At 46.2% G+C, this 18,159-nt stretch carries 26 protein-coding genes and 1 riboswitch; of the genes, 11 read left to right on the top strand and 15 right to left on the bottom strand.

Translation table 11 applies throughout. The features are described from left to right. Positions 1-90: 90 nt before the first annotated feature. On the bottom strand, positions 91-363 hold the full coding sequence (locus NST62_RS00900) for a DUF1450 domain-containing protein (protein ID WP_141601192.1): 273 nt from the start codon (positions 361-363) through the stop codon (positions 91-93). A 118-nt stretch (positions 364-481) separates the two neighbouring features. Here NST62_RS00900 and NST62_RS00895 point away from each other — a divergent pair, with 118 nt between their 5' ends. Continuing rightward, complete coding sequence (locus NST62_RS00895) at positions 482-1,087, top strand: class I SAM-dependent methyltransferase (RefSeq protein WP_141601191.1); 606 nt, start codon at positions 482-484, stop codon at positions 1,085-1,087. 481 nt (positions 1,088-1,568) lie between these two features. After that, positions 1,569-2,963: an amino acid permease gene (locus NST62_RS00890; RefSeq protein ID WP_141601190.1), complete on the top strand. Its 1,395-nt coding sequence runs from the start codon at positions 1,569-1,571 to the stop codon at positions 2,961-2,963. A gap of 48 nt (positions 2,964-3,011) precedes the next feature. Here NST62_RS00890 and NST62_RS00885 read toward each other — a convergent pair whose 3' ends face one another. Together NST62_RS00885 and NST62_RS00880 are read right to left on the bottom strand one after the other, a co-directional pair. Continuing rightward, a complete protein-coding gene (locus NST62_RS00885; protein WP_141601189.1) occupies positions 3,012-3,248 on the bottom strand; it encodes a hypothetical protein in 237 nt (78 codons plus the stop codon). Between the two features lie 205 nt (positions 3,249-3,453). Then, on the bottom strand, positions 3,454-3,984 hold the full coding sequence (locus NST62_RS00880; RefSeq protein ID WP_141601188.1) for a YceI family protein: 531 nt from the start codon (positions 3,982-3,984) through the stop codon (positions 3,454-3,456). Between the two features lie 343 nt (positions 3,985-4,327). Continuing rightward, positions 4,328-4,404: riboswitch (glycine riboswitch) on the top strand. Between the two features lie 73 nt (positions 4,405-4,477). Here NST62_RS00880 and NST62_RS00875 point away from each other — a divergent pair. Both NST62_RS00875 and NST62_RS00870 read left to right on the top strand, forming a co-directional pair. Next, the gene (locus NST62_RS00875; RefSeq protein ID WP_141601187.1) at positions 4,478-4,759 is read left to right on the top strand and encodes an ACT domain-containing protein; all 282 of its coding nucleotides are present in this window, start codon (positions 4,478-4,480) and stop codon (positions 4,757-4,759) included. A 14-nt stretch (positions 4,760-4,773) separates the two neighbouring features. Next, positions 4,774-6,135, top strand: a complete 1,362-nt coding sequence (locus tag NST62_RS00870; protein ID WP_328216048.1) for a PFL family protein — start codon at positions 4,774-4,776, stop codon at positions 6,133-6,135. A 67-nt stretch (positions 6,136-6,202) separates the two neighbouring features. Here the strand turns inward: NST62_RS00870 and NST62_RS00865 are convergent, their stop codons facing one another. The 4 genes from NST62_RS00865 to NST62_RS00850 all read right to left on the bottom strand — a co-directional run bounded on the left by NST62_RS00865 (position 6,203) and on the right by NST62_RS00850 (position 9,071). Further along, positions 6,203-6,541 (bottom strand): rhodanese-like domain-containing protein, encoded by a 339-nt coding sequence (locus tag NST62_RS00865; RefSeq protein ID WP_141601185.1) that lies wholly within the window; start codon positions 6,539-6,541, stop codon positions 6,203-6,205. 117 nt (positions 6,542-6,658) lie between these two features. Beyond that, positions 6,659-7,561 (bottom strand): serine O-acetyltransferase EpsC, encoded by a 903-nt coding sequence (epsC, locus tag NST62_RS00860; RefSeq protein WP_246045786.1) that lies wholly within the window; start codon positions 7,559-7,561, stop codon positions 6,659-6,661. A 368-nt stretch (positions 7,562-7,929) separates the two neighbouring features. Then, entirely contained in the window at positions 7,930-8,535 is a 606-nt protein-coding gene (locus NST62_RS00855; protein ID WP_328219767.1) for an NADPH-dependent FMN reductase, read from the bottom strand. A gap of 113 nt (positions 8,536-8,648) precedes the next feature. Continuing rightward, positions 8,649-9,071: a hypothetical protein gene (locus tag NST62_RS00850; protein ID WP_141601182.1), complete on the bottom strand. Its 423-nt coding sequence runs from the start codon at positions 9,069-9,071 to the stop codon at positions 8,649-8,651. 242 nt (positions 9,072-9,313) lie between these two features. On the opposite strand from NST62_RS00850, the gene NST62_RS00845 reads away from it, so the two are divergent. Then, positions 9,314-9,466, top strand: a complete 153-nt coding sequence (locus NST62_RS00845; RefSeq protein WP_181733151.1) for a hypothetical protein — start codon at positions 9,314-9,316, stop codon at positions 9,464-9,466. A 60-nt stretch (positions 9,467-9,526) separates the two neighbouring features. Here the strand turns inward: NST62_RS00845 and NST62_RS00840 are convergent, their stop codons facing one another. Beyond that, positions 9,527-9,808, bottom strand: coding sequence for a hypothetical protein (locus NST62_RS00840; RefSeq protein ID WP_141601181.1), 282 nt, complete (start codon positions 9,806-9,808; stop codon positions 9,527-9,529). A gap of 227 nt (positions 9,809-10,035) precedes the next feature. Between NST62_RS00840 and NST62_RS00835 the strand changes: the two genes are divergently transcribed. Beyond that, on the top strand, positions 10,036-10,179 hold the full coding sequence (locus NST62_RS00835) for a hypothetical protein (protein WP_181733150.1): 144 nt from the start codon (positions 10,036-10,038) through the stop codon (positions 10,177-10,179). Between the two features lie 91 nt (positions 10,180-10,270). On the opposite strand, the gene NST62_RS00830 is transcribed toward NST62_RS00835, so the two are convergent. After that, entirely contained in the window at positions 10,271-10,600 is a 330-nt protein-coding gene (locus tag NST62_RS00830) for a hypothetical protein (protein ID WP_328219765.1), read from the bottom strand. Positions 10,601-10,893: 293 nt separating this feature from the next. On the opposite strand from NST62_RS00830, the gene NST62_RS00825 reads away from it, so the two are divergent. The 4 genes from NST62_RS00825 (at position 10,894) to NST62_RS00810 (ending at position 13,678) form a co-directional block, all read left to right on the top strand. Then, a complete protein-coding gene (locus NST62_RS00825) occupies positions 10,894-11,391 on the top strand; it encodes an Lrp/AsnC family transcriptional regulator (protein ID WP_141601179.1) in 498 nt (165 codons plus the stop codon). Further along, entirely contained in the window at positions 11,392-12,558 is a 1,167-nt protein-coding gene (locus NST62_RS00820) for an aminotransferase (protein WP_328219764.1), read from the top strand. Positions 12,559-12,696: 138 nt separating this feature from the next. After that, positions 12,697-12,996, top strand: coding sequence for a hypothetical protein (locus tag NST62_RS00815; protein WP_328216051.1), 300 nt, complete (start codon positions 12,697-12,699; stop codon positions 12,994-12,996). Between the two features lie 484 nt (positions 12,997-13,480). Beyond that, entirely contained in the window at positions 13,481-13,678 is a 198-nt protein-coding gene (locus tag NST62_RS00810; protein WP_342463033.1) for a hypothetical protein, read from the top strand. A 49-nt stretch (positions 13,679-13,727) separates the two neighbouring features. On the opposite strand, the gene NST62_RS00805 is transcribed toward NST62_RS00810, so the two are convergent. Next, positions 13,728-14,315: a YdhK family protein gene (locus NST62_RS00805; RefSeq protein WP_141601175.1), complete on the bottom strand. Its 588-nt coding sequence runs from the start codon at positions 14,313-14,315 to the stop codon at positions 13,728-13,730. A 152-nt stretch (positions 14,316-14,467) separates the two neighbouring features. Between NST62_RS00805 and NST62_RS00800 the strand changes: the two genes are divergently transcribed. Further along, positions 14,468-14,650 carry a hypothetical protein gene (locus NST62_RS00800; protein WP_141601174.1) on the top strand — a complete coding sequence of 61 codons (183 nt, stop codon included), beginning with the start codon at positions 14,468-14,470 and terminating at the stop codon, positions 14,648-14,650. Between the two features lie 151 nt (positions 14,651-14,801). Here the strand turns inward: NST62_RS00800 and NST62_RS00795 are convergent, their stop codons facing one another. The 5 genes from NST62_RS00795 to NST62_RS00775 all read right to left on the bottom strand — a co-directional run bounded on the left by NST62_RS00795 (position 14,802) and on the right by NST62_RS00775 (position 18,008). After that, positions 14,802-14,939, bottom strand: coding sequence for a hypothetical protein (locus NST62_RS00795; protein WP_181733148.1), 138 nt, complete (start codon positions 14,937-14,939; stop codon positions 14,802-14,804). Between the two features lie 41 nt (positions 14,940-14,980). After that, complete coding sequence (locus tag NST62_RS00790) at positions 14,981-16,216, bottom strand: sensor domain-containing diguanylate cyclase (RefSeq protein ID WP_328216053.1); 1,236 nt, start codon at positions 16,214-16,216, stop codon at positions 14,981-14,983. A 65-nt stretch (positions 16,217-16,281) separates the two neighbouring features. Continuing rightward, complete coding sequence (locus NST62_RS00785; RefSeq protein WP_328216054.1) at positions 16,282-16,899, bottom strand: flavin reductase family protein; 618 nt, start codon at positions 16,897-16,899, stop codon at positions 16,282-16,284. Positions 16,900-17,125: 226 nt separating this feature from the next. After that, complete coding sequence (locus NST62_RS00780; protein WP_328216055.1) at positions 17,126-17,389, bottom strand: hypothetical protein; 264 nt, start codon at positions 17,387-17,389, stop codon at positions 17,126-17,128. Positions 17,390-17,552: 163 nt separating this feature from the next. After that, a complete protein-coding gene (locus NST62_RS00775) occupies positions 17,553-18,008 on the bottom strand; it encodes an SgcJ/EcaC family oxidoreductase (RefSeq protein WP_141601170.1) in 456 nt (151 codons plus the stop codon). Positions 18,009-18,159: the final 151 nt, after the last annotated feature.

The raw sequence follows: 18,159 nt of genomic DNA, 5'->3' as shown, positions 1-18,159 counted from the left end.
ATTCCGGCAATTGAAATCATAAAAAAAGACAGCCAAAACGGCTGCTCCTGTTCGAAAGGCGACAGTTTTCCAACCGCCGATTTTCCCGCCTTATTCGATCGGATTCAATTCCAATTCTTCTTCTATTTTTTCAAGCAGTTCTTTGGCGCTGTCTGCCGCAACCGGTTCCCCATTGACAAGGGCATAATAGTGGCGCTCGCAAATTTCGCAATAGGAGTTGCACCCCGTTTCTTCCACCGTGACATCTTCCCGCTGTTCCAGGACATCGTACACTTCTGGATCGGCAAACGCCGGATTCGATACGCAAAATACCACCCGGTTTTTTAATGGCCCGCTCTTCTTTCCGAATAGTTTTTTGAACATATGCGCTCTCCTCACTATGTAAAACGATCGTCGAATCAATTATACTATCTTCGTAAACGTTCAACCAATATTCAATCCGGAAAATCCGGTTCAATATAGAAAGATCGGGGCAATCGTCATGAACGAAATAGCATACGACCGACATCTCCATATTCAAACATGCGGAATCAAGGAAGGCATCCATCACTCTTCCCATTACAACCGCTACGAACCGACCCCTTATGCTGCGCTGGAGGAATTGCTCAAATATTATCCCATCAATGAGAAAGACGCCATCGTCGATTTCGGGTACGGTTTGGGGCGCGTCGGCATTTTTCTGCATGACAAAACCGGAGCTTCCGTCATTGGCATTGACATGAACGAACAATTCATCAGGGAAGCCCTCAAAAACCGGGAACGATATTGCAAAAAATTCCGGAAGAAGGAAGAAAAAATCCAATTTCTCCATTGTTTCGCAGAAGATTATCCCATCCGCCCTGAAGAAAACAAATTTTATTTTTTCAATCCTTTTTCGTTGCCGGTTTTCACGAAAGCGCTCCATCGGATCATGCGCTCGACGGAGGAAGCGAAACGGCCGGTGGATGTGATTTTATATTATCCTTCCATCGATTATCTGGATTATTTGAACCACTATACCCCTTTTGCGAAAACCATTGAAATTCCCATCCCCTCCATGCATGAAAAAGTGTGGAACGAGCGCTTTATCATTTACCGCTTATCTTAGGCCATGATTTTCAATGGCTTTTTTGTTTTCCATCCTTTCCGGATGTTCCCATCAAAAACGCCGTGCTGCCGGCAATGGAAAATGCGGTCCATTTGGATGTATACCTTATAAATGGAAGAACAATGCTAATCCACGCCGGCAGATTCATGGAAAAATCCACCTTTTTCCCTTCAAATCATATTCTTCTATAGCATTCCATCCTTTTTATGAATCCATCTTCGAAGCCATGTCCAAAAGCGTTCCGTTTGCCGCGTTTAAGTTCCGGGAAGTTGCGCAACTTAAAGAAAGAGTTAGCGCAAGCCAAAACGTTATATCAAAATAATATAAAGTTAACTAAATTATCAGAAATTTATTAATAAAAACAAAATTATTACTTTTCGATTCTTCAACACTTCAACGCGAAAAAGTGTTATACTTAAGTCGCTTTTACGATTTTTCGAAATATCAAAATTTTATTATTTTAATATAGGATTGGATGGTTATGAAAAAACAATTGTTACGGAAATTATCGTTGACTCAACTGCTGAATCACCAAGGCACCACACAATTTAATAAATCGATGAATGCGTTTGATTTGATTGCCCTCGGCGTCGGGGCTGTGGTCGGAACAGGCATCTTCATCCTGCCGGGGACGGTGGCCGCCCTGCATGCGGGGCCTGCCATTGTATTCTCGTTCATTTTTGCGGCGATTGTCTGCGCCTTTTCCGCCCTCTGTTATTCCGAGCTGTCGTCTTCCATTCCGGTGGCGGGAAGCGCTTATACCTATTCATATGTGCTGTTCGGCGAAATGATCGCCTGGATGGTCGGATGGAGCCTTCTGCTGGAATACGGCCTGGCCGTGGCAGCGGTGGCAACGGGCTGGTCCGCCTATTTCCAATCCCTCATCGAAGGTTTTGGCATCCATCTGCCAAAGGCTTTGTCGGGATCATTCAGCCCGGCCGACGGAACTTTCATCAATTTGCCGGCCATCTTCATCATTGTCCTTTTGGCGGCTGTGTTATCAATGGGAATCAAAGAATCCAACCGGCTGAACAAGGCCATGGTGTTCATCAAAATCGGCATCATCCTGCTCTTCCTTGCCGTCGGGGTCTTTTATGTGAAGCCTGAAAACTGGCAGCCTTTTGCCCCATTCGGGTTTAAAGGGATCCTGACCGGCGCTGCGCTCGTCATCTTCGCCTACCTGGGATTTGACAGCGTGTCTTCCGCTGCGGAAGAAGTGAAAAATCCGCAGAAAAACATGCCGATCGGAATCATCGGAACGCTCGTAATCTGTACAATTTTATATGTGGCCGTTTCCCTCGTGCTGACGGGCATTGTGCCATATACGGAGCTGAACGTGGGGAACCCGGTCGCCTATGCGATGGAAATGGTCAACCAGGATTGGGTATTTGGCGTGATTTCCCTCGGAGCGGTCATCAGCATGATGACGGTGATTTTCGTCATGATGTACGGAGGCACCCGTTTGGTGTACTCCTTTGCGCGGGATGGCATGCTTCCGAAAATTTTGTCCGAAATTCATCCCCGCCGGAAAATCCCGTTGAAAAACACATGGATTTACGCTTTGTTCGTTTCCTTATTTGCCGGATTCATTCCGATTGACAAATTGGCGGAGCTTGTCAATATCGGGACATTGATCGCCTTTGCCGCCGTATCCATCGGCGTCATTGTCGCAAGAAAAATGAAAATCGAAGGGCTGAAAGAAGGGTTCAAAGTGCCCCTCTTCCCGATTGTGCCCATCCTTTCATTTATCCTTTGCATATTCATGATTACCCAATTGTCCAAGTTCACGATGTTGACGTGCTTGATTTGGATGATTGCCGGATTGGTCGTGTATTTCGTGTATGGAAGGAAGCACAGCGCCTTAAATAAGGAATGAAAATAAAAAACACCCGTTCAAAAACGATCGGGTGTTTTTTTATTCGGATCAATCTTCTAAAATCCGGAAACTATAGTCGTTGGTAAACGGATTATGGATAATCAATTCATAACTTAAATTTCTTTTATCCGCGCCTTCTATCAGAAAATCGATTTCTTTGGAATTGAAATATCTTTCAACAAACACCGCGAATATGCCAAGGGCTATGGCCGCAAACACCATCGCCGCCACAAAAGGTGCCAATCGGGCAGAACTTTTCAAAAGCACCTTCTTCATTGCAATCACCTATTTCCCTCTTTTTATAATATAATATGCATTTTTGTAAATAGAGTAAATATTTAGAAGGACGACGCTGCCATCCTGGTACCGCACCCTTTCTCCGCAGATGTCCATCATGCCCGACAAACAAAATTCTTATCCGTTCAACCGCTCTTTCTGTCCGCATAAAAATAAAGCGGATGCCAAAGCGCATCCGCTCTTCCGATATTGATTAATTTCCAGGGTTCACTTCCAATTCGGCAATAATTTTTACTTCTTTGCCTACCAGCACACCGCCTGTTTCAAGGGCGGCGTTCCATGTAAGGCCGAAGTCTTCGCGGTTGATTTTTGCATGGGCTTCGAAACCGTAAACTTCGACTCCCCAAGGGTTTTTGCCTTTGCCGTTGAATTCCACTTCAAATGTCACCGGTTTTGTCACGTCTTTAATTGTCAAATCCCCTGTCACTTCAAATACATTGTCGTCTTTCTTCTGGATGTTTGTGGATTTGAACGTGATTGTCGGATATTTTTCCACATCAAAGAAATCCGCGGATTTTAAGTGGTTATCGCGGTCTTCCAATTTTGTATCGATGCTTGCCACATCAAAAGTGAAGCTGATGCTTGCATTTGTAGGATTTGTCAAATCGTCCGCTTCAATTTCCGCCTCATAAGAGTTGAAGCGCCCTCTCACTTTCGATACCATCATGTGTCTCACTTCAAAGCCGATTTCCGAGTGTGCTTTGTCAATAACCCATTTTGCCATTTCTTATACCTCCCATATTATTTTATTACGAATTCGAGATATATATGAACAAAAATTTCGAATCCATTTATTTTGAATTCGAGATAAATATATCATGCCCCAAATTATTTGTCAACGGAATCCTTTCAAATTTTGCAAGATTGGTACTTTACTATTTTTATTCCCATTAATGGAACAAAAAAACATTTAATTTTTTCAAATGCTTTTTAATAACCAAATCCCCCTTTTCATTTTCGGGCATTTCAGTTTCTCCCAGTTGACCAATTCCTTCAAAGGTGTTAGTATCGTTTAGTATGAAATTGAATATGTGTGGCGATGATTGCTGTGGGTAACACTACAGTCAGGAGCAGCTTCTGGAGAGACCACGATTTGTGGCGCCGAAGGATTCACAATCTCAGGCAAAAGGACAGAAGAGTAATCGGACGTATTGTTCTTTGTGCTTTGGGATTGGGATACCAATCCTTTTTTTATTCCATCAATTGAGGTGAAACAAATGAATGAACGTAGAAAAAAAGCCATTGTGAGCGTCATTGGAAAAGATCAGGTGGGGATTATCGCAAAAGTCACCAACGTGCTTGCGAATCGCAACATCAACATTTTGGATATCAGCCAAACAATCCTGCAGGGATACTTTACGATGATGATGGTGATTGATGTGACGAATTTGAAAGATCTTGAATCCCTTCAGCAGGAATTGAATGAACTTGGAAAATCCATCGGGGTTGTGATCACGGTACAACGTGAAGAAATTTTCCAGGCAATGCATCGCGTGTGAAAGGACGTGCAAATATGAATTTTGAAATCCAGGAAATGTTGGAAACCATCCGGATGGTCCGGACCGAAAACCTCGACATCCGTACGGTTACAATGGGAATCAATCTTCGGGACTGCGCCGATTCCGATTTCGATAAAATGAAGCAAAAAATCTACGATAAAATTACCCATTACGCAAAAGATCTAAAACCTGTCGCCGAAAAGGTGGCAAAAGAATATGGCATTCCGATCATCAACAAACGGATTGCCGTAACGCCGATTGCCGACCTTCTGGGAAACGCCACCAAAGAACAGGCCGTCGAACTTGCCAAAACATTGGACCGCGCAGCCTTGGTCCTCGGCATCGATTTCATCGGAGGTTTTTCCGCCCTTGTGCATAAAGGCATCGCAAAGGGCGATCAAGTATTATTCGATGCCCTTCCGGAAGCTTTGGCCTCAACAGAGCGGGTTTGCGCATCCGTTTCTGTCGGCACAACGAAAGCCGGCATCAATATGGATGCGGTCCGTCAATTGGGCGAAATCATCAAGGAAACGGCCGAACGGACAAAAGACCAGTCCGGCCTTGGCTGCGCAAAGCTCGTTGTGTTCTGCAATCCGGTGGAAGATAATCCGTTTATGGCTGGAGCTTTCCTCGGATCCGGCGAAGGGGAAGTCGTGCTGAATGTCGGCGTTTCCGGACCCGGAGTTGTGCTGAATGCCTTAAAACGCTATCCGGATGCCGATTTGGGCGAAGTGGCGGAAATCATCAAGAAAACCGCTTTCAAAATTACCCGCGCCGGAGAATTGATTGGACGTGAAGTGGCCAAACGTTTGGGTGTGCCATTTGGCATCATGGACCTGTCCCTTGCCCCTACCAATGCCATGAATGACAGTGTTGCGGAAATCCTTGAAGAAATCGGGCTTGAACGGGTCGGCACCCATGGCACCATCGCGGCCCTCGCCCTAATGAATGACGCGGTGAAAAAAGGCGGCGCCATGGCTTCATCCTATGTCGGGGGATTGAGCGGCGCATTCATCCCGGTCAGCGAGGACAACGGCATGATCCGGGGCATTGAAGAAGGCGCATTAAGCTTATCGAAACTGGAGGCCATGACATGCGTATGTTCGGTCGGCCTCGACATGATCGCCATTACAGGAGATGCACCGGCAAGCACTATCTCCGCAATGATTGCCGATGAAGCAGCCATTGGAATGATCAATAAAAAAACAACTGCTGTGCGCGTCATTCCTGTGCCTGGCGCGAAAGAAGGCGATATGGTCGAATTCGGAGGCCTTCTTGGACGCGCTCCGGTGATCGGCGTCAATCCGTTCAGCTCCGAAAAGCTGATCCGCCGCGGAGGACGCATTCCGGCGCCTTTGCAAGCGCTGGGGAATTAGTGACGATAAAAGAAGAAGAGCGGAACCGGAAAGGGATGAACTTTCCGGTCCGCTCTTTTTCTTATGCTCACTTTTTCAAATATTCTTTCCAGGCCGTCAACCCACCTTCCAAAACCGCCACTTCATATCCCCGCTCCGACAGAATGGCTGCGCATTTGGTCGCAGAGTTGCCTGTCGTGCACGTGACGATCAGCTCTTTCCCTTTCGGCAGTGACGGAATTTCTTGATCTTCCTTTTCTTCCAGTCCGAAAATCTCCGTTTTATGGATATTGAGGGATTGGATGTTCCCCCCTTCAATATGGAATCGGTTGTATTTCTCCTGGTCGCGCACATCCAAAATGATGAGCTGCTCCCCTTGCCGGATTTTATCCGATAATTCTTCCGGTGTGACGGTTTTCAGTGCCACTTTCCATTCCTCCTGCGCAATTTTTCTTCAAGGCCGGCATTCCCCCGGGCCGTACAATCATTCTTCGCTCACAAAAAACCCCCCAAGCAATCCGGGTTGCTTCAGGGGGAAGCCTCGCTATTCCTTTTTCTGCTTAATTTGAGGCAACGGTTGGGAATTGTAGATTCTGGAGTATGGCGGAACGGATTGGGTCAGCCAAATATTCCCTCCGATGATGGAATCATGTCCAATTTTCGTATCCCCGCCAAGAATGGTTGCGCCTGCATAAATAATGACGTTATCGCCGATGTCCGGATGGCGTTTGATCCCCTTGATCGGATTGCCATGCTCGTCCAATGGGAAGCTTTTTGCCCCGATGGTAACACCTTGATAGATTTTGACATTTTTTCCGATGGTGCTTGTTTCGCCGATTACTACGCCTGTGCCGTGGTCGATGAAGAAATATTCGCCGATTTTGGCGCCCGGATGGATATCGATGCCTGTCAAACTGTGGGCATGCTCCGACATGATTCTCGGAATGATCGGAACCCCCGCTTCATATAATTCATGAGCGATCCGATGTATAGTAATGGCTGTGATGGAAGGATAGCTGAATAAAATTTCTTCCAATGATAAGGCCGCAGGATCCCCATTGTAAGCCGCCTGAATATCAGTTTGCAGGATTTCGCGTATCTCCGGCAATTTATTGAGCAAATCGATGACAATTTCCTCCGCCTTCGCTTCCGGCCGGCCTTCTCCGCTATTCTCGAGCACTTTTGCAATGATGCTTTTCAAATCGAGCGCCGTGGATCTTAAAAGATTTCCCACATTCGTCTCCACGCGCAATTCATCTTTATATGTGTCGCAAAAGCATGGATACAGCACTTTGCGAAAATTCTTCAAGATTTTGATGATTTTTTCCTGGCCTTCAAAACCAAGGGATTGTTCGATGGGAAAATGGTGTTTGTGGACTTTCATTAATGATTTGGAAATGTCCGGTATCCCTTTGTTCAACCAATCCTCTAATCTCAATGAATTCACCACCCTAATTTTTTGTCGAGGTTATTTCAATTTATTTATTGCTATCATATAAAACTTCTGCCATGTTTATCAACTGCCTAATATTTCTCTGCCGGTAAATATTTACATACATTTAATAGTTTACATATGATACTAACATCTTCCCTGGTTTTATGTCCATCCGCCCAAAACAAAATCCCATCCGCCCATGACGCATCTCTGTCCGCCCAAGATTAAATCCTATCCGCCAAAGTTGCATTCTCAGCCGCCCAAATCCCATTCCCATCCATCCAAGCCGCAGCCCCCTCTGTACAAATCCCAATCCCCAAATTGCCCATCAAAAAGAAAAAGAGCGGATCCCCCGCTCTTAAGCACTTCCCACCGGAATATTAAGTGATATTTCGAATCGATTTTAGCGCCCTTGCCCATCTGAGCAACTGATCGACCATTTCCAATACGATTTCTTTGTGGTAATCGGCCGGATTGAATTTCGTCATGTTTTCAAAATCCGTGAATAACGAAAACGCCGGATGTGTCCGGACATCCGCCACGGCAAGTTCCCCCAATATTCCGCGCAAATGTTCCGCAGCCCGGGCCCCTCCGACGGATCCATAGCTGACAATGCCCGCAGCCTTGTTGTTCCAGACTTCCCTCGCCAAATCAAGCGCATTTTTCAATGCCCCTGTGATGCTGTGGTTGTATTCCGCCACAATGAAAATAAATCCATCCAAACTCGCCAATTTCTCATTCCATTTGGCGATGCGCGGATCGTTCGCCTCGACCGTTCCCAAAAACGGCAAATCATATTTGGCGATGTCCACAATTTCAAAATCCGCTTCATCCCGTTTTTCGGCGATTTCTTTGATATATTCCCCGACTTGCGGACTCACTCTGCCTTCCCGGGTGCTTCCCAAAATGATTCCTATCTTCAATTTTACTTCCATTTCATTCGCCTCCTCCTGACTTTTCCCCAACAGTTTGTCCATCATTCCCATATTCGTCACCTCCCCGGTTCTTGTTGATTCAATGCTGTTCTTTATCGAAGTAGTTATTATCATTTACCCCTTTGGAATATCCGATTAACATGGAATGGCTTCCTCGGAAAAAACTATGCATTCCCGTTTTCCTGTCGTTTCCTCTCCTCCAAAATGTCTTTGATCATTTCAAGATGGGAAGACGCCCAGGCATTTTCCCTGAAATGAAAAAACAATGCAGCCGTAATGCCCATGATATAAAGAACAACGAAAATCAGCCAATTTCTCGAACCGTCCCCCAGCAAAATTTCCTGAAGCTGCCGGGAAAAAATTAAAAATAAAAAGGGAACCGATGAAACGAAAATCGGAATCATCCCCGACCCGTTTTTCTCTTTCACTAAACGGTAATAAACCAATTGCAGCACATCGCTTTCCAACGACTCATAAAATTCCCGGACTTCCTTCAGCTCTTTTAAATATTTGGATTCGTGAATCGCATCCCGGTTTTTCTTGAGCTGCATATAAATTTTATGGGCATCTCCACGAAAGTAGCTCATTTCTTTCCCCCCATTCAAGCGGGTTCACTTAAGCAAAAAATGGAAGCGGCGACAGGTTTGCTTTTTTTCCCATATAATCTGGTTCACAAATTTCAGTGTGAACATTTGCCCGATATTTCATTCCTTTTCACAACAAATTAAATTGTTCACATTTTTTTAAGAAAATTTAGACTTCTGCCTGTTGTATATCAGATAATAATTGAATATAATTGTTATACATCACAAAGGAGGGGATGGCTATAATGCTAAGCAATACGGAGCGCAAAAATATCATCCAATTTTTAGTGACTTATTTCGGCGTGGAACCGATGCAGCTTTTGAACGTTTCCGACCGAATGTTGGAGGATACGTACAATTTTGTATACTCCCGTTTTGAAATGGAAGCGGATATGTAATCCACGCAAACAAAGGGGTATCAAATAGAGGAGTCGTTTCGGACGGCGGAAACGGCTCTTTTATTTATGGTTTCCGGATTGCTCATCGAAATGCAATGTAAACATTTCAATTTGCCTGCCCCATTCTATGGCGACATTGATTTCCGTCCCTTCATTCATCTCTTGGCATCCCAAACAATCGTCCTCCCGGATCGTCAACTCCCCCTCTTTGTTTAAACTTCCTATATCAACCGCGGAACCGGATGGTGCATCGATGCGGTAAGCGATTTGTTTTGGAATCGGTTTATCCCCGATGTATTTGATTTTGACTTTCGAGGTTGTTTCCGGCTTCTCCTTTGCCACTTCATAAACCACCTGCCAATTTTCCGTTCCGCCCGAAAAAGTCAATTTTTCATCAGATGATTGGCATGAAGCCAGAAAAAGCAGGGCCATAAAAAAAGAAAACGCTCTTATGATCGCCTTCACCTCTCTAACGTATCCGTATGTCAAAATTCTTGAATTATTCCATGGAAGAATAGATTTATCGGATTGGCGCACATTAAAGGTAAAATTTTTGGGAGGTGATGGAGATGGCCAAGAAAAATAAGACAAGCTTCAAGAAAAAGAAAAAAGAACAGAATCGGTCTGTCCAAAGGGAAGAATATTCCAAAGAGTTCAACCAGGTCATTCACAACAATCCGCCAGCCGAAGTCAGAAAACCGAGAAATACGTAGCCAAGGAATAAAAAAGAGCGAATCGAATCCATTCGCTCTTTTATTTGAATTCTTCACCAATTTAAAAGTGTTTTCATATTTTAATAGCACATCAGCCGGCCTTTCGTTGATCGGCCAAGAGCAACAAAAAACTGATAAGGTAGCCCAATGAAGCGGCGCTGAAGCCGCGGAAAATCCCGGGCATCATCAAAAAATAAATTCCGAGAGGCAGCGACAAAAGAAAAGCCACAAACATAAACCATTTCGGTTTGATAAACTGTCCTACAACAACAAATGCCGCCGGAATCACGGCTGCCACGAACAGATTGCCGACCGTTTCGGAATCCGGACGGGAATATGGGTTATCGAAAGAAAAGATGCCCCAGAACACGACACTGGCAACCGCCGAAACAATGCCGATGATCGACCCCAACATTTTCATGCATCTCCCCCCTTCATGCTCATCTCCGACATTGCGTAAAGAACTTCATTGATGGACTTTCTGCTAAATTCTTTATTTGTTCCCACTCCTATATATACAATGAGATGAAATATTTCAATAATCTTTTAGAATATCGGACGCCATTCGGGGCTGGAGGGAGCGGCATGGAAACGCTGGAAAAAACCCCTTTCATGCGCTTTAAAAAAATTTTTCCCATCTTCAGTTTTAACTTGAACTCTTGATTCATAGTGCTAAAATCTAATTAAACTCTACTTATCCTTGGAGGTCATTCCATGAAATTAAGCGAAAAAGAATTAGAAATTCTTGGAGTTTTGGAAAAAGATGCCCGAATCGAAACTGCCGACCTTGCGAAAATGGTGGGCTTAACTGTGGAAGAAACAGAAGCCATTATGAAAAAACTCGAAAATGATAAAGTCATTGTAAAATATTTGACGATGATAGATTGGACTAAAGTGGACGATCATCAGGGAGTACGGGCGATGATCGACGTGAAAGTGACCCCTAAACAAGGCGTCGGTTTCGATGAGATTGCCGAAAAGATTTACCGGTATGACGAAGTGCAATCCGTGTATTTGATGAGCGGCACTTATGATTTATCCGTGATTGTTGAAGGGAAAACGTTGAACGAAGTAGCAAACTTTGTATCCCAGAAGTTGTCCACTTTGGAATCCGTTGTTTCCACAACCACTCACTTTATCTTAAAGAAATACAAACATGATGGAATCATTTTGGAACAAGAGAAAAAAGATAAGAGAATTGTGGTGTCATAAATGAAGGCAACAAGTAAATCTTATGTTTCGAAAACCGTTAGAGAACTGAAACCATCAGGAATTCGTCGTTTCTTTGATTTGGCTGCAGGCATGGAAGGCGTCATTTCCCTTGGGGTGGGCGAGCCGGATTTCGTCACTCCTTGGCCTGTAAGGGAAGCGGCCATCCGTTCCATCGAGGAAGGCTACACTTCCTATACGCCGAATGCCGGTCTTCCGGAATTGCGCGAAGAAATTACGAAGTATGTGAAAAACCGGTATCACGTGGAATATTCCCCATCCGAAGTCATCGTGACGGTCGGGGCAAGCTCCGCGATCGATACGGCGATGAGAACGATTTTGGATCCGGGGGATGAAGTGATTGTCGTTGAACCGTGCTTCGTTTCCTATGGACCGATGGTAACCCTTGCCGGAGGTGTACCGGTTCCTGTTCAGGCATTGAAGGAAAACGACTTCAAAATTCTTCCAAGCCAAATCGAAGCGGCCATCACGGACAAAACGAAAGCATTGATGATCTGCTTCCCTAACAACCCGACAGGTACGCTGTTGAACAAACAGGAATTGGAAGCCCTTGCTGAAGTCATCAAGAAACACGACTTGCTTGTCATTTCCGATGAAATTTATGCCGAACTTACATATGACGAAGAATTTACAAGCATGGCCTCCCTTCCTGGCATGCGGGAGAGAACGGTTTTGGTGAACGGCTTCTCCAAAGCCTTTGCCATGACAGGATGGCGCCTCGGCTTTGTCTGCGCACCGAAAGAAATTTTAAAAGAGATGTTGAAAGTGCATCAATATGCTCTGATGTGCGCATCCACCACTTCCCAATATGCGGGGCTTGAAGCGTTAAGAAACGGCCGGGAAGATGTGGACAAAATGGTGAAAAGCTACCGTCTCCGCCGCAATTTTATTGTGAATTCATTCAATGAAATGGGGCTCACTTGCCATATGCCTGGCGGTGCGTTCTACGCCTTCCCTTCCATTGAATCGACAGGATTGAGCTCACAGGAATTTGCGGAGCGATTGTTGAAAGAAGAAGGCGTTGCGGTCGTTCCTGGCGATGTTTTCGGCGAAAGCGGCGAAGGGCACATCCGCTGCTCCTACGCGACATCCATGGAAGAATTGCGGGAAGCCATGAAACGAATAAAACGATTTATCAATTCTTTGTAATTGGAGCTGCGAAAAAGGCTGTCTGGAAAGGAAAGCTTTTCAGGCAGCCTTTTTGGTGTTTCATAACAGCAGCATTCTGATACGCGCAAGTTTTGAGGATGCTTTTATACGCCCCGGTTGTATCCCTAATATGCCCATGTGGATCCTCTATCCGCCCATGTTGTATCCTTATCTACCCATGTAATCACTCTATCTGCCCAAGTTAATTCTCCATACGCCCATGCAGATTTTCTATCCGCCCATGTGGACTCTCTATCTGCCCAAGCGACTGCTCTATCTGTCCAAGTGACAAACCTATCCACTCATGTGAACTCTTCATCTGCCCAAGCGGCTGCCTTATCCGCCCATGTGAACTATCCATCCGCCCAAGTTGATACTCCATATGTCCATGCCGCCTTTTATATGAACCCGGCAGAATCACATCTGCACGGGAATTGACCCTATAGGCACAATTTCCCTTTCATTCTTCAAAAAATTTATCTTAACGGGACATTGGAAACTTTCGATTTTTCCCTTTCCCTGCTACACTCTTTTTAATGAGGAAATTCAGGTTGGCATTCGCACTCATAATGGCCTGTTTCCTTCTCCCGCCTGTTCCGGCGATGGCACCGGCAAAGAAGATCAAACCGGTTCCGCCTCCGAAAACGCTGCGGCCATCAAAGCCGATCCGGACTCAAAATACAGCAAAACCTTTCAGGAACTTCATTTTGGGACCGTGCTAAATTATGATTTTCAATTAAACCGGGCGGATCTGGAAAATGAAATGGGCGTCCACGATTTGCGGGATGAAAACGAAGTCGGCCGGATGATCCAAGATTCACATATGTTTTATTAGTAAAAATGAAGCTGGAAGAAAAATAAAGCGCCGGTCAGCGGAAAAAATCCAATCCCCTGCCGGCAAATCAAAAATGGAGTGGATGGCATGCAACTATTCGCGGATATATTGCTTTACATTTACATCATCATCATGATTTTCACAGGTGCCGTGTATTTCCGCCAATTGGAGAAAAAGCGGAAGGAAAGCGGGCTCTCCCCTTTCGAACTGACGATGCATATCATGATCCAGGCGGGGATGCTGTTATTTGCCGCCAGTTTATTGATCAAAGTCTTCTCCAGATGATCCGGGCATGAAAAAAGGCTTGGTTCCAAGCGAACCAAGCTTTTTTTATTTATTCTTCCGCGGAAGCTATTTCCGATTCCACAAGCCATTTATAATTTTTGACCTCTTCCCCTGTGGTCGTTGTAAAATCCACGATATATACCGGCCCTTCGTCAGCCGACTCGATTGTCGCCGTCGCCCCCTTCATGCCCGGAATATGGTCGGCATTGATGACCAATTCCCTTCCAGGTTCCATCGGCGCGCCGCTGGAGGCATCCAGCTCCTCATGAATCACCCATTTGTAATGTTTCACTTCTTCGCCGCCGGTTGTCGGCCGATAGGAAATCTCATATGCCGTTGTATCATAAACCGCCACTACGACCCCTTCCGCTTCTTTCATCCCTTCCATATGATCCGCGTAAATTTTCACCTTGCTGCCGACCGGAAAGGCTGGATTCTCCGCAATTTTCAAATTGAGCGGCACGGAGCCGGAACTGTCCTTGATTTCATCGGCGTCTTTCGTTTCAACTTCTTCCCCGGAAGCCGCTTCATTATCCGTTTTCTCCCGGTCCATTTGTTCCGCCGTCTTCCCTCCGCAGGCGGACAACAAAAGGACCAAACTGAACAACGCTATTTTCCATGCCCAATGTTTTGTCATCCAAATCACCCTGTTTTTTATTTTTAGGGTGGTGCAATTTTCTTCTTTATATACATGAATTTGGCGTTTATACAAAAGCAATTTGTGGTAGATGAAAAAAACTGAAACTTCTTGGAAGAGAGAGCGTAGAATCAAAAGAGGAGGTGTGCGCTGTGGAACACGAAAAATGCCCGAAGTGCGGGGGGAGGGAATTCGAGGAAGGTTCGGACTTCGTCGGATTCAGAAAAAATAAAATATCCCTGAAATACAGTTTTAAAATCTACCGGTTTTGTGTAAATTGCGGCGAAGTCGTTTCCATCCGCATCGAAAACCCGGAAATTTTCAAAAAGCAATGAAAGAAGCGCGGGAAAGGGAAACCTGGATGAACGGCGTTTCCCTGCCGCACTTTCGCGGAAGGCGTTTTAAAACCCCCAAGTCCATGGAAGGGCATGCTCCTCCCGTCAACAAGCCCCCCATAAAAAGAGAAAAACTGATAGAGCATTCCTATCAGTTTTTCCACTCTTCTTTTTCATCCCGGTTCTTTTCATGTTCGTAGGCAATCAGCGCACAGCCCAATTTCTTCTCCAATGCGCGGATTTCCGCCAATTGCTCTTCGGACAATTCGGCATATTGCCAGTTTTCCATTTCCTTCACCTCAATATAAAGTATGGACGCAAAACTCAAATTCAATCCCTGCTTCTGAAAAAACGAAAACCTTCCCCCTGCTCCTTCGCCTCGTACAAGGCCTGGTCCGCGCAGGAAAGGAGCGTCTTTGCATCCGTTCCATCATGCGGAAACATGGCGATGCCGATGCTGGATGTGACAACCACCGATTCCTCCCCCAATTGGTAGGGGCGGCGCAATGCGTCCTGCAGCCGGTTGACCACTTCCACAAGAGCTTTTTTCCCGCGGATATTTTTGATCAGCACCAAAAACTCGTCCCCGCCGAAGCGGCAAATGATGTCCCCTTCCCGCAGCTTCTTTTTCAGCCGGTCGGCAAACTGGATCAGTAATTGGTCGCCCATCTCATGGCCCAGGGAGTCGTTCACCTTCTTAAAATCATCCAAATCGATGAACATGACGCCGAACATCCGGTTGTTTTTCCTTGCCTCTTCCACGCTCTTTTTCATTTCCTTTGTAAAATAGCGCCGGTTGAAAAGCCCGGTCAGCGGATCCTGGTAAGCGAAAAATTTCAACTGTTCCTCGTAATTCCTCTTCTCGGTGACATCCCGCAAGACCATTTGGAGGACATATTCATTTTCATAGCAGACGCGCCTCATGGCGATTTCCACCCACAGCTTTCTCCCATCGAACCGCTCAATCTCTTCATGAACGGTCACTTCCATTCCTTTCATCAGCCGCTGCCTGATGGACTGTTCCTCTTCCGGTCGAATCAACTGCCATATAGGCTTGCCAATGAGCACTTCCTTGGAACTTGCTCCGACGATTTCAAGGCCGGCTCGGTTCGCGTAGATGACGGTTTCGTCCTTGATCATCAGAACCGCATAAGGAAACTCGTCCAACAGCTTACGATAGCCATCATGGCTTGATTTCAGTTTCCGGTGGATTTCCATCTTTCCGGTAAAGTCCTTGTACATTCCTACAGCCAGAACCTTTCCCTTGTTCACCGCGCCATAGGAAGCCAAAATATCCAATACCTTTCCGTCTTTCCGTTTTCTTTGGATGAAATGGAATGGAATGTCTTCACCCCTTTTTAACATGTCCAACAATTCTTCGCATTCCTCCGAATCCTCGCAGCAGACCGAAATCCGCAAATCTTCCGGCTTCCCTCCAAAAAGCTCGGCAAAAGCGGGATTCGCTTCCAAAATGTTTCCTTCGTAATCGAAAATAAACAAGGCTTCATTCGCGTGATTCCATACAATTTCCAAAGCGTTGGGGTCCACTGAATGTCGATATTCCATCTATTCCTCTCCTTTAAGGATCAAAGCTCTTGATGAGGCGCGTTTCCGTGTTTTGTTTCATTTAATTATTTTGGCCTTTCCATGAAAAAAATATTGCCCACCGTGGCATAATTTGTCCCCGCCAGGCGGCTGACAGGTTTGAACTCCCGGATGTTGATGCGGGATCCGTCGTAAATTTGTTCGTCCAAATGGACAAACACCACTTCGCCGATAAAAAAGTCGCAGCCCGGGGCTTCAGCACCGTTTCCTCCCAAAACGATGCTTTTGACGAGTTGGCATTCCATGCGGACTTTCGCCTCCCGCACACCGGGAACACGGACTTTCTCACTTTTTATCGGCGTCAATTTCGCATATTCAAGTTCACTTTCGCAGCTTGGCAAATTTGCCGCCGCCATATTGAATTGTTCAATATTGTCGTCGTCGGCGATATGGACCACAAACTCCCCCGCATCATAAATATTCCGGGCGGTATCTTTCATTTCCCCGTTTTCTTTCCGTTGAACCGAAATGGAAATCAGCGGAGGATTGGCGGAAACGATGTTGAAATAGCTGAAAGGCGCGCCATTGACCACCCCGTCCCGGGACTGCGTCGTCACAAAGGCAATGGGCCTTGGAATGATCGTGCTTGTCAGAAGCTTGTAATTTTCCTTTTCCGTCTGGTCTTTCAGATTGATTGAAATCATAGATACGCCACCTTTTCTTTGGAATTGGTCCCGGCCATCATAGCCTCTTATGTATATTTTATTATAATTCGGCGCAAACCCTGCCTTCAGATGATTGGGATTTCGGATGAATTTGAGGATCCGGCGGAAGATGGGGGAAGAAAGGTCTTCGCCAAACGGGCAGCCGGGGCGGGACGGCACGCGCCATGGGCAATGGCGGAGGGGAAACGGGGGAAGGGAACCCGCGCTATCGACCATTTGGCACCATTGAACAGGGATGAAACGGAGGCCTCCCCTCTTCCCGTTTTCCCCGTAAAAACATGAACGTCCACAAAATGGAGGCGATGAGATAGATGATGGAAAAAGGAAGCCGTTTCGGAAGGAACTTGGCGAATACCGGCACGGGCATCCCGCCGATGAACGCAATCCGCAAAGGACATCCGGCACCTCCACCGGCGGATGCATGTGCACCGCCCGCCGAAAACGCCGCCAGCAGCGCCGCAATCAGCAAGCCGGCGACACCCCTATTACCACAATGTATTATGGAAAAAAGAAATTATGACTCCATTTGGATGGGAGCGGTTATTCGGAAAGACGGGACCTGCCAAAAGAATCGGCGGCATCCGGTCAAAAAAATGAGGCAATCCAATGCAACTTGGGGATTGCCTCATCCATCATCCCGGCTGCCGCATCTTGTCCAGCAGCAATTGGCGCAGCCCTTCCGTCACGGCTTCCGAAAGCTCCGTCGCCGGAGTATTTTGGAACAATTCAATGGACCATCGGCCGCCGTCTTTGACAGCGATGACCGTCTGATGGGCATTGGCGTCCTTCCCGGCATCCGCCTCCCCGGACGCCGCCATCTCCGCAACGGCGCGCAACAGCGCCACATTATTCCCCAAAAAGCGGATATCCTTCACCTTCCCCACATACGAAGCCGTCGGACCGCTTTCAAAAATGGGCGCAAGATGGGAAAGAATCTCTTCCCTGCCGGTCGCGATGCTTCCGTCAAAACCGATCTGCACCCCTTCCTCCCCGAACAGCGCCGCCATGCCTTCCGCATCCCGACGATTCCAGGCATCGATCAATGTTTCATATAGACGTTGAACCTCTTGGCTAGTGGACATATCCATTCCTCCTCGTCAACAGAAAACGCTTGCAAATGTACGAATATTCTTTCATTTTGCCGACCAGCGCTTCCGCTTAATGAAATTGTTGCTATGAATAGTATCATACTCGAAAACGAGGAATTTTTCGATAGAAAACGGGAAATTTGACGGAATT

This window comes from Ureibacillus sp. FSL K6-8385 (genome assembly GCF_038593155.1).
In the GTDB taxonomy this organism is placed as follows: Bacteria; Bacillota; Bacilli; order Bacillales_A; family Planococcaceae; genus Ureibacillus; species Ureibacillus terrenus.
This window is presented reverse-complemented; position numbering and strand designations above follow the sequence as displayed.

What these genes read in the sequence shown, in the direction of transcription:
- NST62_RS00810 (WP_342463033.1), top strand. Translation starts at nt 13,481, where the DNA reads ATGCAACTATTCGCGGATATATTGCTTTACATTTACATCATCATCATG.
- NST62_RS00850 (WP_141601182.1), bottom strand. Translation starts at nt 9,071, where the DNA reads ATGAGCTACTTTCGTGGAGATGCCCATAAAATTTATATGCAGCTCAAG.
- NST62_RS00845 (WP_181733151.1), top strand. Translation starts at nt 9,314, where the DNA reads ATGCTAAGCAATACGGAGCGCAAAAATATCATCCAATTTTTAGTGACT.
- NST62_RS00790 (WP_328216053.1), bottom strand. Translation starts at nt 16,216, where the DNA reads ATGGAATATCGACATTCAGTGGACCCCAACGCTTTGGAAATTGTATGG.
- NST62_RS00820 (WP_328219764.1), top strand. Translation starts at nt 11,392, where the DNA reads ATGAAGGCAACAAGTAAATCTTATGTTTCGAAAACCGTTAGAGAACTG.
- NST62_RS00855 (WP_328219767.1), bottom strand. Translation starts at nt 8,535, where the DNA reads ATGGGAATGATGGACAAACTGTTGGGGAAAAGTCAGGAGGAGGCGAAT.
- NST62_RS00830 (WP_328219765.1), bottom strand. Translation starts at nt 10,600, where the DNA reads ATGAAAATGTTGGGGTCGATCATCGGCATTGTTTCGGCGGTTGCCAGT.
- NST62_RS00870 (WP_328216048.1), top strand. Translation starts at nt 4,774, where the DNA reads ATGAATTTTGAAATCCAGGAAATGTTGGAAACCATCCGGATGGTCCGG.
- NST62_RS00785 (WP_328216054.1), bottom strand. Translation starts at nt 16,899, where the DNA reads ATGATTTCAATCAATCTGAAAGACCAGACGGAAAAGGAAAATTACAAG.
- NST62_RS00875 (WP_141601187.1), top strand. Translation starts at nt 4,478, where the DNA reads ATGAATGAACGTAGAAAAAAAGCCATTGTGAGCGTCATTGGAAAAGAT.
- NST62_RS00795 (WP_181733148.1), bottom strand. Translation starts at nt 14,939, where the DNA reads ATGGAAAACTGGCAATATGCCGAATTGTCCGAAGAGCAATTGGCGGAA.
- NST62_RS00825 (WP_141601179.1), top strand. Translation starts at nt 10,894, where the DNA reads ATGAAATTAAGCGAAAAAGAATTAGAAATTCTTGGAGTTTTGGAAAAA.
- NST62_RS00880 (WP_141601188.1), bottom strand. Translation starts at nt 3,984, where the DNA reads ATGGCAAAATGGGTTATTGACAAAGCACACTCGGAAATCGGCTTTGAA.
- NST62_RS00900 (WP_141601192.1), bottom strand. Translation starts at nt 363, where the DNA reads ATGTTCAAAAAACTATTCGGAAAGAAGAGCGGGCCATTAAAAAACCGG.
- NST62_RS00890 (WP_141601190.1), top strand. Translation starts at nt 1,569, where the DNA reads ATGAAAAAACAATTGTTACGGAAATTATCGTTGACTCAACTGCTGAAT.
- NST62_RS00775 (WP_141601170.1), bottom strand. Translation starts at nt 18,008, where the DNA reads ATGGATATGTCCACTAGCCAAGAGGTTCAACGTCTATATGAAACATTG.
- NST62_RS00835 (WP_181733150.1), top strand. Translation starts at nt 10,036, where the DNA reads ATGGCCAAGAAAAATAAGACAAGCTTCAAGAAAAAGAAAAAAGAACAG.
- NST62_RS00895 (WP_141601191.1), top strand. Translation starts at nt 482, where the DNA reads ATGAACGAAATAGCATACGACCGACATCTCCATATTCAAACATGCGGA.
- NST62_RS00805 (WP_141601175.1), bottom strand. Translation starts at nt 14,315, where the DNA reads ATGACAAAACATTGGGCATGGAAAATAGCGTTGTTCAGTTTGGTCCTT.